16 protein-coding genes and 1 tRNA gene are annotated in these 13935 nt (G+C 52.0%); 1 reads left to right on the top strand and 16 read right to left on the bottom strand.

Going from position 1 to position 13935, the window contains the following annotated elements; translation table 11 throughout:
- Positions 1-143 precede the first annotated feature (143 nt).
- The 14 genes from AC2FIC_RS05230 to AC2FIC_RS05165 form a co-directional block, all read right to left on the bottom strand.
- Positions 144-368: a hypothetical protein gene (locus AC2FIC_RS05230; RefSeq protein ID WP_496692251.1), complete on the bottom strand. Its 225-nt coding sequence runs from the start codon at positions 366-368 to the stop codon at positions 144-146.
- A 357-nt stretch (positions 369-725) separates the two neighbouring features.
- The gene (locus AC2FIC_RS05225) at positions 726-1109 is read right to left on the bottom strand and encodes a hypothetical protein (protein ID WP_496692250.1); all 384 of its coding nucleotides are present in this window, start codon (positions 1107-1109) and stop codon (positions 726-728) included.
- Positions 1106-2095, bottom strand: coding sequence for a hypothetical protein (locus AC2FIC_RS05220; protein ID WP_496692249.1), 990 nt, complete (start codon positions 2093-2095; stop codon positions 1106-1108). Before AC2FIC_RS05220 ends, AC2FIC_RS05225 begins: the two co-directional genes overlap by 4 nt.
- 48 nt (positions 2096-2143) lie before the next feature.
- Positions 2144-3145 (bottom strand): hypothetical protein, encoded by a 1002-nt coding sequence (locus AC2FIC_RS05215; RefSeq protein WP_496692248.1) that lies wholly within the window; start codon positions 3143-3145, stop codon positions 2144-2146.
- A gap of 394 nt (positions 3146-3539) precedes the next feature.
- Positions 3540-4493 carry an O-methyltransferase gene (locus AC2FIC_RS05210; protein ID WP_496692247.1) on the bottom strand — a complete coding sequence of 318 codons (954 nt, stop codon included), beginning with the start codon at positions 4491-4493 and terminating at the stop codon, positions 3540-3542.
- A 1-nt stretch (position 4494) separates the two neighbouring features.
- Positions 4495-5841: an ATP-binding protein gene (locus AC2FIC_RS05205; protein WP_496692246.1), complete on the bottom strand. Its 1347-nt coding sequence runs from the start codon at positions 5839-5841 to the stop codon at positions 4495-4497.
- Positions 5842-6151: 310 nt separating this feature from the next.
- On the bottom strand, positions 6152-6958 hold the full coding sequence (locus AC2FIC_RS05200; RefSeq protein ID WP_496692245.1) for an endonuclease: 807 nt from the start codon (positions 6956-6958) through the stop codon (positions 6152-6154).
- Entirely contained in the window at positions 6951-8282 is a 1332-nt protein-coding gene (locus AC2FIC_RS05195) for a DNA cytosine methyltransferase (RefSeq protein WP_496692244.1), read from the bottom strand. Before AC2FIC_RS05195 ends, AC2FIC_RS05200 begins: the two co-directional genes overlap by 8 nt.
- Positions 8283-8686: 404 nt before the next feature.
- Positions 8687-8761 (bottom strand) — tRNA-Phe (locus tag AC2FIC_RS05190).
- Positions 8762-8840: 79 nt separating this feature from the next.
- A complete protein-coding gene (locus AC2FIC_RS05185; RefSeq protein WP_281995647.1) occupies positions 8841-9023 on the bottom strand; it encodes a DNA gyrase inhibitor YacG in 183 nt (60 codons plus the stop codon).
- Positions 9020-10042, bottom strand: coding sequence for a ribonuclease E/G (locus tag AC2FIC_RS05180; RefSeq protein ID WP_496870041.1), 1023 nt, complete (start codon positions 10040-10042; stop codon positions 9020-9022). The genes AC2FIC_RS05185 and AC2FIC_RS05180 overlap by 4 nt, the downstream gene beginning before the upstream one ends.
- The gene (locus tag AC2FIC_RS05175; protein ID WP_496692242.1) at positions 10039-10617 is read right to left on the bottom strand and encodes a Maf family protein; all 579 of its coding nucleotides are present in this window, start codon (positions 10615-10617) and stop codon (positions 10039-10041) included. The genes AC2FIC_RS05180 and AC2FIC_RS05175 overlap by 4 nt, the downstream gene beginning before the upstream one ends.
- Before the next feature lie 10 nt (positions 10618-10627).
- Positions 10628-10846, bottom strand: coding sequence for a translation initiation factor IF-1 (gene infA / locus AC2FIC_RS05170; protein WP_005978431.1), 219 nt, complete (start codon positions 10844-10846; stop codon positions 10628-10630).
- A 91-nt stretch (positions 10847-10937) separates the two neighbouring features.
- The gene (locus AC2FIC_RS05165; protein ID WP_496692241.1) at positions 10938-11813 is read right to left on the bottom strand and encodes a carbon-nitrogen hydrolase family protein; all 876 of its coding nucleotides are present in this window, start codon (positions 11811-11813) and stop codon (positions 10938-10940) included.
- Positions 11814-11982: 169 nt separating this feature from the next.
- On the opposite strand from AC2FIC_RS05165, the gene AC2FIC_RS05160 reads away from it, so the two are divergent.
- A complete protein-coding gene (locus AC2FIC_RS05160; protein ID WP_496692240.1) occupies positions 11983-12900 on the top strand; it encodes a hypothetical protein in 918 nt (305 codons plus the stop codon).
- A gap of 50 nt (positions 12901-12950) precedes the next feature.
- Here the strand turns inward: AC2FIC_RS05160 and AC2FIC_RS05155 are convergent, their stop codons facing one another.
- Together AC2FIC_RS05155 and AC2FIC_RS05150 are read right to left on the bottom strand one after the other, a co-directional pair.
- Positions 12951-13544: a GNAT family N-acetyltransferase gene (locus tag AC2FIC_RS05155; protein WP_496692239.1), complete on the bottom strand. Its 594-nt coding sequence runs from the start codon at positions 13542-13544 to the stop codon at positions 12951-12953.
- Positions 13537-13935: a ketosteroid isomerase-related protein gene (locus tag AC2FIC_RS05150; protein ID WP_496692238.1), complete on the bottom strand. Its 399-nt coding sequence runs from the start codon at positions 13933-13935 to the stop codon at positions 13537-13539. The genes AC2FIC_RS05155 and AC2FIC_RS05150 overlap by 8 nt, the downstream gene beginning before the upstream one ends.

Here is a 13935-nt window from a genome sequence, read left to right as displayed (position 1 = left end):
CGTGCGCCAAGACTCGATCACCGAGACCTCCCCTGTATTCTCGAATTTGATCTCCGACCAGTTTGATGCGGGCTGCCCTGAAGGCCATTCTACTAAGATGACCCCTGGGTGGAAGGTTTTAGGAAGAGACTTACAGAACTTGATCACTCTGCAAGCTTCAAAGATCTGCCCCCAAGTCGTTGAAGAATTCGCGCCTTTGTATCATCGCGCGCTTTAAGGCTCAAAAGCTCACTCTCAAGCGCTTCATAGGCACCAATATAGGTGTCGCCATCTTCCCGATCAGTGACCATTTCACCAACGTAAATCAACGCCTCCTCAATAGCTTTGACCTTTTGGTTCCTTTCGAGAGATGTGTAATTCTTCGACATTTTTTTGACCTCTTGGTTAGGGAGATCGGGAAATTGGTCTCTTCAAAAAAAACGGAAAAAATGATTTTCCACGGGTCCGTGGAGAAGCTTTAGGGGACAGAATTGATAGGTTCTAAGCAGTCAAAACTGGACCTCGGGTTTGAAATCACGGTCTTTCTTTGCGGTTAGGGTGCGTCACAGCGTCCAAGCGCTGGCTGAGCAAGCCGGAGAGCAATGGAACATCGCTGCCAGCGACGATAGGCTTCTAATTCGGGCGGAGGCAGCGGAACGGCGAGCCGAAGCAGCTGAGGCTGAGGTTCGGCGGCTCAAAGCGCGGCGTTGTTGGAGTTTTTCGCAAGGAGCAAGCGACGCCTTGGGCTAACGACTGCAATTCCCCTTCTGACGTTGAGGGGGAAACCCAACATTTCCTTCTTCATCAACCTTGCCCCGCTTACGCAGGGAGATACCGCGCCGTCCAGCAGCTTCTATCAAAGCGAACTCAATATCAGTTAGAAGATCATAGAACTCCACTGAGGACATGTGCCAGCTCTGCAAAGTCTGGAGATCAGCCGGAGTATACCTGCGCCCATCAACCACAACCGGAAGATCCCAAGGTTCTTGATTGAAAAAAGGCTTAAGCTGTAGGGAATAATAGGCCAACCGATCCCGCATCTTGACGAAGTGCAGAAGATGTTCAGGCACCTTCAGCTTAATATAATCTCGATCTTCCAGTTTCTTCATCATCGCTTGTGCTGGTGTCATCTTACATCCTGACTTTCAAATCCTTGATCCAAAATACGGCTCAACGAGCGCGATACCCCTTGTCCGCTTGCAATCCGCACGTTGCGAACGGTCTTTGCGTCTCGTCTGACGATAGCTTCTTTTTTGTCCAGTGCCGCCGTTCGGGTTGTTGAGTGTTTCTCGAAGGCTAACTGATCCGCCGCCAGTTCCTTTTGCGCAGCGGTAAGCGCTGCTTTTGTTTTCGCCAGTCGCTCCGTCTCAGCCCCATTCAGTGCCAACTGTTCCTTGTTACGCTTTCGCGCCACCCGATCCGCCTGAGAGAGCGTCCGAGCGTTCTCTTGTAGCCTCTGTCGGTCTTTGCGAAGGCCATACACTTCTGGCTCTACACGATCTTTCGCGGTGGTCTTCTTTCGCTCTGGCGGCAGCACACCATCAAGCTGCATTTCGTCTCTCAGATGCTCAAAGAACGCGTCTTGTAATGCTGAGCCTTGCGAACGTCGATCATCTCGCCCGAACCGCCGTTTGGCCTCTGCTTTGGAAAACTTGCTGACGCTGGCTTTCTTTACCGTCCGCCCGTCTTTGTAGTGGAAATCATACCGTGGCAGCAAAAACGCATCGACCGTGTGTCGGCCTTTCTCGTCTCGGTCGAGGCGAGCAGCAAAGACCGCGTCGCCGCCGTGATAGCGATTTAAGAATTCGACAGCATGGCCAAGCATAGCCTTCTGGTGGTCTTCATTTGCGCCGTCGAGAAGCCCTGTAGGGAACTGCACCAGCGCATGGACGCAGGCAGAGCGACCAGATTGCTTGACGCCCTCGATATGGGCTCTCCGCGCCTCTGTGAGGTCGAGGGAACCATAGACGAGCGGCTCAGCATCTCGAACCCGCCGTTGTTGCCCGCTGACATCCTCTCGCTTCCCGTGCCGCTCCATATTAGCGAGATCTGGGAAGCCGATTGCCTTCTGCCTAACGGCCCCCACAAATCCCACTCTATTATCTTGTTTTTTCATATCTCGGAGGTAGGAACAGATTACCCCTTTCCCAAAAGGGTTAACCCGCTAACCCTTTTTTGCAGGCAAAAAAGGCGGGCCCTCTGGGGGAGAACTTGCACAGTCGTCGGAGTAAGCTTTGATTTCAGGGCTGACTGTCCAAATCAAGGCGGACGCAGGACGTTTGGTGAAACAATCCTTCGGCCATTGCGTGGCCTTGTGGCGCATCCTGATCACGACATCCGTATAACCCGGGCGTGATCCCTCTTGAACCAACAGCACAGCGAACGTGATACCTGTTTCGTTAGCCCAGTTTTGTAGTGACGGACGCAACTGCCGCTTGACTTGGCTTGGGGTCAAAGATGGAAGCACATAATCAGCTCTCCATTCGTTGTCTTTGCTTGGTCCGATCAATTTGAACTCTGGAAGGCGTTTTTTGCGATGTAGCGGGATCTGCGCGAGCAGTGCCCCGTCATACTTGCGCTGGCACATGGCGATTTCACTGGCGTCGATCAGCCCGTAGATCTCCATTTCCGCCATGGCGTCGAAGAAGCTCTCTGAAAAGCGCCATGACAAAAAGCGGCCGTTTTCAGAGATTTGAAGATGTTCAAACACCGCGGAAATACTTGCCAGTTCCAAAACGGGCTTGCGTAGAAAGCGACTTGACCCCGTCTTGGTTGGAAAGCCGAGTTCCCTTAGTTCTGCAACGAAAACGAAGTGATCCTGTGGTTTATCGTCTTTATACAGAATAGTCGGCCAAGACTCGTCTGTTTGGTCTTGAAGGAAAATGAGAGCAAACAGAAGTTTGGCTGTTTGCGCAGAGAAATTAGATAATTTGATGAACTCAGCGACATGGGCTGAGATGCGAAATTTCGTATGAGTATAGTGCAATTTTTGCTCCTTTTGTGATGAAAAGGAACTGGTAGCGTCTTTGTTCAGGTAAAAAGGATTGGCAAAAGATTCTCTGCGTAGTTGCAGGGTATTCTGCGTTTTCTCCCAAAAAACCTGCAAAGGTGATTTTGCAACTGCAAGATCGGTTTCCCAACTGCATATGGAGCAATGGTTCGCCATAAGTCTCTGATAAAAAACAGGGGTAACCCGTGGAAATCTTGAAATTTAGAAATCCAGAAATTAGGAAATGACAGCTTGTGATACATTTTTTGCAAGTGATGCACTCACCTGCGGTCGTTACCGTTCATCTCTCAAGAAATTTTTCCACAAAGCTTGAATCCTCATCTGTGAGGGTGATGCCGTTTTCCCTAACAAAATAGGTTTCATATCTTGCGACCGGGTAGATGCCAACGGACAAAAGCAAATGATAAACGATGAAATCTAAAGGAAAACCATCTAAGGAGCCCTTCCTACGGCGTAGCTTGAGAAACGTGGGAAGCCGTTTTACATCCAGAAACTGCGTCCCGCAGTATCTCTTTTCCCCGCGAAAAATCCGGCACGAGTTGAGTCGCTGTCAGACTTGCTCCACCGACGAAAAATGCGGGAGGTAACGATAGATGTTTTCGAATTCGGTTCTTTCGCTTTCCGGTATCCATGCAATATCAGCTTTTGCTTCGAGCCCAGGAACTCGTCGCTCCATCTCTTGAATTTCAAGGGGAGTCACCAGAGGCACTTTGATGCGAAACGGTTGATTTCCAGTCCTCACAAATGGCAGGCCTTCAAAGTCACAAAGACTAAATTTTTCCAGATCGCTCTCGCATACAATGATCCAAGCGTAGGTCACCATCGGCGATCCATCTTTATATCGAAAGAAACAAATTTGCTTGAGCACTCGCTTTTGTTCTGCTTCGGCGACGCCTGCATCAGCATCGGATATGGCCTTTTCGATGATTGCATTAAGAGTGGAGCGGCAGAATTCTGCGTATAGATGACCTTGGAATTTCCCAAGCTTCACGTCCTCCTCGAGGAAGTCAGGAAAATCCCCTTGCAGACGATCAGCTTCTTTTCTTCCTTCTTTAGCATCTGTTGGAAAATGTGTCGTAAATGTCGTGGCAAGCAAGGAACCACTCGATGCCTTTCCGGCAATCAACGCCAGATCGTTTGCGATGTCTCTGCTAAAGGCACCATCGTAGTCCATCCACACGATAGACTTCTGGGAAAAATCCAGACCCGGCAACACCGTCTTTGAATTCCCGAATTTGAGGTCTACACACTCGAACGGCTTGTTTCGCTCAAATCGTTCGCGCTCGCTATCTTCATCTACATCTTCAATGCTTGTTAAGTTTGAAATGCCCAGCGCTTTATGAACCATTTTGAAATCAATAAAGGCAACCGAACCTAATCCAACGTATTGATAGTCCTGAATGGGCGAAAACTGCATTCGCTTAAATAAATCGATCAGCATACTGCGCTCGCAATGCTTAGCAGGTCTTAGTCGATAGTCGATTTTGTTGAAGGTGCCGGTCAATTCAGTCGTCCTCAACGAGAAGGCTATTTGCGTAATCAAATGTCTTTTCACCAAGCTCTTTATAGCTGCCAGCTGACATTTCTTTCTTGAGTGTGTCCGCAACGCTGCGAGGTTTCCGGTATGAAATTGTTGCCATTCGCGGCCCCCTCGCAACGGCTGCTGTATAAGTGAAAGCTGGCTTCTCTTGCATCCGTTCGAGAGGGACCTTCGGGGCTGCGTTCACTGCGTGGGTCAGAATCTTATCGTTTTCTTCAAGGTCGTTTTCGCTATCGAGCTCATTTAGAAAATCGATGACTGGACGCGTGATTTCGATCAGCCGCGCAATAAGTAAGCGATAGGCTACGCTCTCCAGATCTAAGTCGGTCTTAGTCGTGTTCCAGGGCAACAAGCTGGCATCGTCCGAATCTAAAAATGCATACCCTCTAAAACGCGCAAATTGACCGTGGTATTTTGGGATTTTCGTCCCACCACTCGATATGTCATCCCAGCCAGTTGTCTTGCCCTGATCCGCGCTGAGAATGCAGCGCCCGTTGCAGAACACATACCAACCGGCACTTGCTTTACTTGACGAACCAATACCTGCGTAGAGTCTGGTGGTTAGTGGTGCGGTTCCTCCAATATCATCCTCAAATTTAACAAACGCGGGTGTCATCGTCGCGTCTGTTGTCAGCTGCCACTCTGAAGAGATGATGGACTCACCATTTACTGAGATCTGCAACCCCTGCCGCATAGGGTATTGATGCTTCACTCGGATTTCCTGCCGGACCTTTTTTTCAAAATATTCTTGCTCGAAGGTCGAGCTTACTACTGGGTCAAGTTCTGTCACAGTTATGTCGGTGCCCGTGTCACCCTCTGGAAAATCCTTTTCCTCAAGGTCTTTCAAATCAAAGTCCCAGTTAATGTTGTCAGCAACCCAGCTTTTGACATCCACTGCGATTTTGAAAGTCGATTTAGGTTCTACTGAGCTAACAGAGAATTTATTTCCAAATTTGAACAGCGCCCTCTTCATTCCAATTCCAAATTGACCCACAGAATGGGAAGTGCTTTCAAACCCCTCCGCTCGGCCGAATTTGAACGCGTATTTTTTGGCTATTTCTAATGGAATCCCACCACAATTGTCTTTCACTTCGAAGCGGTCTCGGTCGAAAGTGATGGATACGCTAAGGCCGGTATAGTCTGCGCGGCCCCCTGGGCGAAGGCGTTTTGCACCATCAATGCAATTGTCTACCAAATCATGAATGGCTTCATTTAACAAAATGTCCTTGGTGATAATACTCACGAAGAAGCTCTTGGTCGGTGACGCGTCAACTTTGTTGCTTTCGTCTACAGACGGGACAAATCTGGCCATTGGATATCTCTATAAGTGAATCAATACTTCGCGCATTGATTGTGACCTCAAACGATCAAGGTTGGCAACCAGCAGTTCTCACAAGCAACCGAACTTACATATTTTCTTCTTCAAACAGCGTGTTGATTGACGGGATTTGGACGCATCCTGAAATCTTGACTACCCACCAACCAAAATCCACGCCACCTTCGTTTCAACTATCTGGCGAGGTGGGTGTGTCGCATTACTTGCCTACTACCGGCGTCCCGCCATCCAGCAGCCGACTTTACTGGCTCAAATATTTGTTTGATTACGCCTGCCCACCAAGCCGTCAGCTCGACACGGACCGGTCGTTGTATTCAATGAGCTCAACCTCAGAAATTCCTTCGGCGGGCACAAGATCATAGTGTTTCTCTTGCACAATCCGAACGGAGTCTCCAGAAATAGTCAATTCGAACAAAGCAATAGTGCCCTCATTCATGAACTTGGCGGCCAGTGCTCTGCAGACCAGATTAGGATATTTCTCAGCGCAGTAAGCCAAGTCTTGATAGAGTTGCGCATAGCCGATTTTGTCATTCCCGACTTTGGCTTGCGCAGGAATTATGTAGTGCCTGCCGTTTCGATCCACACCCACATAGATCTCATCAATTTCGATTTGGCCGATTTCCTCAACCGTAGTCCTCAAGTGATTTTGAAGGCTGTAAGTTGTAATTCCAAAAAACGTATCGACCATTCTATTGTATCGGATGCGGGCCAAAAGAGCTTGTTCGTCCGTAAAAGCATAGCGCTTAATTATTTCCGGTGTGGCCTCAGGTAACTTGACTGCCAGAAGGTTCGGATTGGGCAGTATGTTACTTGCTGAGACGAGGCGAAACTCATACTGGGCAATCCCCCTTCCCAGAATCACCCACTCCATTCCTTCCGGTTGAGTGGAGAGAATGGCTTCTGGGAACTTGGTTCTATAACGGTAGGAGTATACAGCGCCATCTCCCATATTTTTTAGGGGTTCGATTTTGTGCGTTTCGCAAGCTTCGAACAAGTCTTCTCTTGAGAATTTGATCGACGAGGTTCCCGGTTTATACCGGTCGAAAAAGACCGCCTGTATGATTTGGCTTTGTCGGCTTGGAGACTTACCCATGATCAGCTTTCTCAGCGGAGAGTTCTCTTTCGATCTCTTCCTGCTTGCGTTTTTTTGCACCACTTTTACGATCACGCCTGTTAGGCGGGCGCGCAATACCAAATCGCTCAGACGCCCGTGAAAGATCAAGCTTCAAAAGTTCTGGATCACCGAGACCGAGTGAGTTGCTCGGTTTCGTAGGCTCAACACCGAGGGCTTCTATTACCTTGCCAGCGATAGCACGAGCCAATGGGGGTGGCACGGCATTCCCAATCTGCCGAGCTCCGTGCCATTTTGTCACGTGGAACCTGAACCAGTCAGGAAACCCGTGCAAACGAGCCATTTCGCGCACTGTAATGCACCGAGGACTGTGAAAATGAATGGGACGGGGGCTTGTGAACGCCCCTCTTGAGCCATCTGTCCCAGCCCGAAGCGTGTTTGAAACGCCACTTCGCGGTAACTTGAAGAAGCGGCTGATCGGTTCAACTGATCCTTCCTCTGTCTGACTGAAACGCCGCCGAGAGATGTCTGTATGTGCAGTTCGAGCGCTTGAGGTCAGAAGGGTGGAATCCCAATCGCGTATATAGCCAAAATGCCACGCGTCGTTTGTAAGAGCTCGTAGTTCAGCGGCATACGAGGAAGGACTGCCGAGGCGAGAGGTTTTAACTTCATCGCTCTTATTGAGCGTCGCAAAAGAGTCGGCGTCGGGCAAGTCGTCGATAGCTTCGGCGCATGATGGTCCAAATGGGAGGTCTGGGAATTGCACCGTTCGACCAGAAATATTTGTCGTTGGGTTAGGATATTCTGGAAGATTACCACCTTTCTTCACCCCCATTAGGATAAATCGTTCTCGTGATTGTGGTGTCCCATAATGGGCAGCGTTTAGCACTTTCCAAGGTAGGCGACAGTCATAGCCCGCTTGATCGAATGCACTAACCAGTTCCTTGAGAAACGCTTGGTGCTTGCCTACTGTGAGCCCCTTTACATTTTCGAAAACGAAACTTGCGGCATCAAGCTCGGTTACAAGGCGAACAAAGTCGAGAACAAGTTTGTTTCGGGGGTCATCGAGTATCCGATGGCCAATCAATGAAAATCCTTGGCAAGGCGCGCCTCCAAAGACGCAGCCCACAGGAAGCCCTTCAATGCCAGCGCGTCGGCGTATTTCTGAACCCGTCATGTCTGTGACTGATGCTGGGACCACAATTGTGTCGGGGAAGTTGAACTCATGAACCGCACAATGAATGGGGTCGATCTCGACCGCGGCGCGGATGTCGAAGCCCGCCTGTTCGAAGCCCAGGCTGAGCCCTCCGGCACCGGAAAAAAGATCTATCCCGATTGGTCGCATTTCTCACCTCACCAGATTTCGATTCCTTGTTTTATCAGGGTGAACAGCAAATGTCGATCGGCTAATCACCTATCCGGGAATTTTTCACTACCCATCTCGACATCACGCTTGTCATAACTTCTCGCACCCAAGCTGTTTCCCGTGCTTGACGTCGTAGACCGTTTGGGAACTGGCGGCATCGTAACTTGTATTGGTATCCGGTTGGGCGGGGCGTTTGGTGCGCACACAGGGGCGTTATCCGCCTTCAATAAGCTTCAGCTATGCCTTGGTGTATCTATTGCTTGGGTAGTAAAATGTGTAGCGAATTGTGTAGCAAAACGCCCACCATTCGAGCGCCACCAGAGGGGATGCGGTGAAATATTACTTAAAATCAGTAACATAGGCTTCTCTATGTTACTGAAAAATGGTGCCCGGGGGCGGAATCGAACCACCGACACGAGGATTTTCAATCCACTGCTCTACCCCTGAGCTACCCGGGCACGGATACGGCTTTTGCCGTTGGGTGGAGGCGTTCTATGACTTGCTACTGGCAGTGTCCAGAGGCTTTTTTACATTTTTTCAATGTGGGCGCGGCATCTCAGTTTCAGTTGAAGAAACATCCTGTTCAACGTCTTCTTCACGCTGCGAAGGAACCGCGTAAGACCCGTTCAGCCACTTGGCCAAATCAATGTCTGCACAGCGTTTCGAACAAAAAGGACGGAATTGAGACACCGTTGGTTCGTGACAGATCGGACAGCTCATTTCAGCACCTCCGCAAGGGAAATCCGGCCGCGTTTGCGTTGCAACTCATAGTGACCCAACGGGGTCCATCCTGCCAGAATCGTCTCGATCGGATCAGACTTGAATGCAGATCGCAAAGCGGCTTCGAAACCGCGCCGGTCTTTCTTGGGCATTGGAGCGAGGTCGAGCGTGATCTGCCCCCCCAACCCACGGATACGCAATGCACGTGGCAGTGCTTTTGCGCAGGCGAAATTGGCCTTGGTTCCGGCGGCCATCGAGGTGTCTGAACCCGTGTTTACATCTACGGCCACCAGGGCGCGGGTGGGCTGGATATAGATGTGTCCGCCCCCGGCCAATGGTTCTGATATTCCGCCCGCCTGATCCAATGCATCCAAGACACCATGCGCCTCAAAGGCGCCGGGTTCGGTGACGACCTCGGCCGGGTCGGTCCAGTCGCGCCAGGCCAAAACATGCGGCCCATCACCTGCGAGCAGAACCTCAGGCTCGGTACCAGGATCGTTCATCACAGCATCGGCATGAGCCAGCATGACGCCGATATCTTCAGCAATCTCTTCGGCGTTCTCGCCCTGACAGCAGGACCGCAGGATCAACCCGTGTTCGCTGCCCGCCATCGCCTCATGTGCAATTTCCAGCAAGCGGTCGCGTTCATCCTCATCCCGGATACTGCGCGAGATATTCAGGCCAGGCGCATCCGGTGTGACAATCGCAAAGCGGCTTTTAAACAGCACGCGATCCGTCACCGGCAGCGCCTTTCCGGGTTCGACAAAACCGGTCACCTGGACCAGCTTGAGCTCTCCGGGGGCCAATCCTTTGACCTGTCGCAAAAAGGCCTGGCCGTCCGGCGTGGCCAGAAACATCCCACCCTGCCCCTTGACCGGGCGATCCGCCCGCGCCCGGTAGATAGTACCGGGTGCCGGGGCTTCGGAAGCAATCAGGAAATCGTCAAGCTTTCCGTCCACCATCAACGCCGCTGCCTCGCGGTTGTTGATGTGGTCTAAAACGATGGTACGCCCCTTCATAGTGCCTCGCGATACAAAGGATAGCCGATGCCCTGCAGCAAAGCGGCAGTCTCGGATAATGGTAGTCCCACGATGCCGGTAAATGAGCCGGAAATCCATGGGATGAACGCCCCTGCAGGCCCCTGGATTGCATATGCACCGGCTTTGCCTTGCCAGTCACCGGTTGCCAGATAGGCATTGATCTCAACATCCGACAGGCGCTTGACCTTGACCTGAGACACCACATCGCGTTGCGATATGCGGTCGCCGCGCCGAACCGCAACCGAGGTAATCACCCGGTGCCGCCGTCCAGACAGAGCGTGCAGAAACTCGGCCGCCTGACCTGCATCTTCAGGCTTTCCCAAGATGCGCCGACCCAGCGCGACCGTGGTGTCCGCACAAAGTGTGACATCATCGCTTTCGGCGGGAACAGCTTGCACCTTGGCGCGTGTGATCCGGTGGCAGTAGGGCACCGGCAGCTCACCTTTCAAAGGCGTTTCGTCAATGTCCGGGGCGCGGATGGCGTCGGGCTGCACACCAAGCTGCGCCAGCAGGTCCAGCCGCCTTGGACTGCCCGATCCGAGAATAAACGCCATGTGTCGGGCGTTACTTAAAGCGATAGTTGATCCGACCTTTGGTCAGATCGTAGGGGGTCATCTCGACTTGAACTTTGTCGCCAGCCAGAACACGGATGCGGTTTTTGCGCATCTTGCCTGCCGTATGTGCGATGATCTCATGGCCGTTTTCCAGCTCGACCCGAAACGTCGCATTAGGCAGGAGTTCCTTCACGACACCGGGAAATTCGAGCGTATCTTCCTTGGCCATGTTGTCTCCATAATTACGTTGCACCCGCAGAATCTACGGGGATGTGCGCCTAAATGAGCCTATTTGGGGCTTATTTCAAGGGCGTATTCACCTAAAGAGAGGATATTGTGACTGTTTCGACTCGACCGCACTGCTCGTCCCAATGGGCGCGGTTCAACACATGGCCATCCCGGCGCACATTGGCGATCGTTGTCAGGTCGACGTCGGCATAGGTCCAGCCAGGTTGGTTCAGCGCACCCTCTGCTAACACTCCGGTCGCGGGAAAACCCTTGTCAGGTGGACCAAAAATACCACCCGTTCCTGTATTCATATCTACCGCATCGGACCATTCGTTTTTGCCCACCAGAGACGCCATGACCGTAACACATTGGTTTTCCAGCGCACGCGACATAGCCCCGATGCGGACACGCCAGTACCCTGCCAACGCCTCGGTGCATGAGGGAACCAGGATTATATCCGCCTCACTTAGGGCTCTGCCCAGCAAGGGGAATTCACTGTCATAGCAGATCAGGATTCCGATTTTTCCAAGTGGGGTATCAAACAATTTCAGTGGTCCGCCCGGCGCGATATCCCAGTCTTCGCGTTCAAAGCGGGTCATGATCTGTTTGTCCTGATGGTCAAACGTCCCGTTCGGAGCGTAGAGCACAGCCCGGTTTACCGGACGGCCTGACCCGTCAATCACCGGAGCGGATGCGCCCAGGATGTAGGTCTCATGCTCTTGAGCCAGACGCGAATGCAGGTCCTGCACGTCCCCCATCCGATCTGAAACAGCACGGATCGAGCGTTCCAGATCACCCGCTACTTCGGCCCCGTCCAAAGTCGACAATTCCATCGCGCCATACTCGGGGAAAACGAGAAGATCTGCCCCCTGCCCTGCGGCATCCGAGACCCAGCGGGCCAGCTTATCTTCATACTGCGCCCAGTTTTCGAGCCAGTCGAGGTTATAGGCGGCGGTGGCAAGTCTCATGGGGCATTCCTTGCAGTCTTAACTCGGCTGAAATCTAAGTGTGCGTTCGTGGACTGTATAGCCCAACCGTGACACATTGAATTTAGGACAGCTAGTTCATTTGTAAGCCCATGGCATACGAACTTCAGCACTGGTAAATGAGAGCAAGAAAATTGAGGATTTTCCAGTGATGAATTTTAGAATCCTTTGCTTGGTTTTAGGAACAACGTGCTTATCTGTGCCCGCGCTTGCGGACTGTTTTGATACGCCAACATGGCACGACGAACCGCTTACTCAGTTGTTTTTGGATGGTTTGGGTGATGGCAAAGAGCAAGACGTTAGCCGAGCCAGTTTGACCATGTTGCTTATGTCCAAAGAACCCGCCCGCGAACAGCGGGATGAGTTAAAGTTCTATTTGATGCGGACGGCATTAATGCAATTCGATGGCGACAAAGGGGCGCTCAGGAAGAAACTGCAAGATGGTTCGCTTTATGATGTCATTCAACTGACTGACTTCTCCCGTTCGAACCCGAGGGATCAAAGCAGGATCATCTCCGCTTACTGGTTAAACGGGTGCGTTGAGGAAGCGCTTGAATTACTTGCCTCGACGAACAACTCGCTGACAAGCCAATACTATATGCCAATAGCCACCGGAGATGCTGAGTTACTTCGCAGCCTAGCGCAACGCCTGGAGCCGGGCGGATACCATCAAAAAAGACTAATTACTTTTGCAAAGCTGCTTGAGAGCCCGGACACCAAAGAAGAAACTCTTCAAGAGTTTTTGGATTATCTGGAGTCGGAAAGAACAGGTGCCGAGTCAGAGGATTGGATTGACAGCACTGGAGTAAAGGTTGCTCTGAACGTAATCCGAGGCAAGCAACTGGACCTGGAGCTGTTACCGACTGAACCTGTCTATGACCCGGTCGAACTAGAGCTCAGCGGTATGCGATTCTCAGCCTATGTCGCATGGATGGGCGCCGCTGGATTTTGCGAAGCGACTTGGAAAACATCTTTTGTCCTTCTAGGCACGCCAGCCGAAATTATGCCCTTCAATCGCGAGCTTCTTGAAGCGTCTGTGATCAGGTGCGTAGAAAATCATGATGGATGAGGGCCGGTAGACGTTGATTTCGGCTTTCTCTGCATAGTGGCCAAATCCATCTACAAATCCCTGATCCAGAACAGCAGCGGCTTCAGCGTCTCGCCTTCTTCCCCGATATCCCTCCACGAGAACTGCGCGACGACGCCGGGCAGTGGCTCATACCCTCTCGCCCGCCAGAAAGTGTCCAGCTGGCGGTAGGTATCAGGCCGCATCGGGTGATCGGTCGTGCGTTGCACACCGCAAAAGGCGCATTTGGTGAAGCCAAAGTTGCGCGCATGGGCTTCGCGCAGGTCAAAAAACCTATGCCCCACGCCCTGCCCGCGATAGTTGGGCAGCAAGACGGATTCGGCGCAGTAGAAGATCTGGGACAAGTCCAGCCCAGAGCCATCGAAGGCCGCCGCGAAATCGGCGGCATGGTCGACTAGCGGGGCGCCGGTCGATGCGCCGATCAGACGATCCCCGTCAAAGGCACCAACAACGATGGATCTGTCGCTGTCACGGTAGGATTGCAGGTATTTCCGCTCGTATTCCAGATCGCCGTCATAAAGATACGGCCATGCCCGAAACACCTCGATCCGCAAGCGAGCGACGTCATCCAGAGCCGCCTCAAGCGCCGCCCCGGTCAAGGCGCGAACGCCTGTAACCTCAGCCATTCGAGACCTGCTTGGTCCAGTCGGCCAGGTTGTAAAAGGTGGTGACCCGCGTGATCTTGCCATCCTTCAGGTCAAAGAACGATCCGGCTGGTAGGCGGTAGGTCTGCCCGTGTGCTTTGGGCAGGCCTTCATCCGTCTCAAGATAGGTGCCGTTCACGATGAATTCAGCGGCGGCACGGGTACCGCCCTCGGCCGCGAACACAACGATATCGGTGAGGTTCTCGCGATAGCAGCGGTTCATGTGGTCACAAAAAGCTGCGAATTTCTCTTTGCCCACTCGTATCTGCCCTTCGTTCACATGATGGGCCACGTCGTCGGACAAACAGGCCAGCATGCCGGTTACGTCCCCGGCGTTGAAGGCTTCGAAATAGGTTTTGACGGTTTCGTTCAT

The organism is Ruegeria sp. CDSC079, from assembly GCF_059610505.1.
This window is presented reverse-complemented; position numbering and strand designations above follow the sequence as displayed.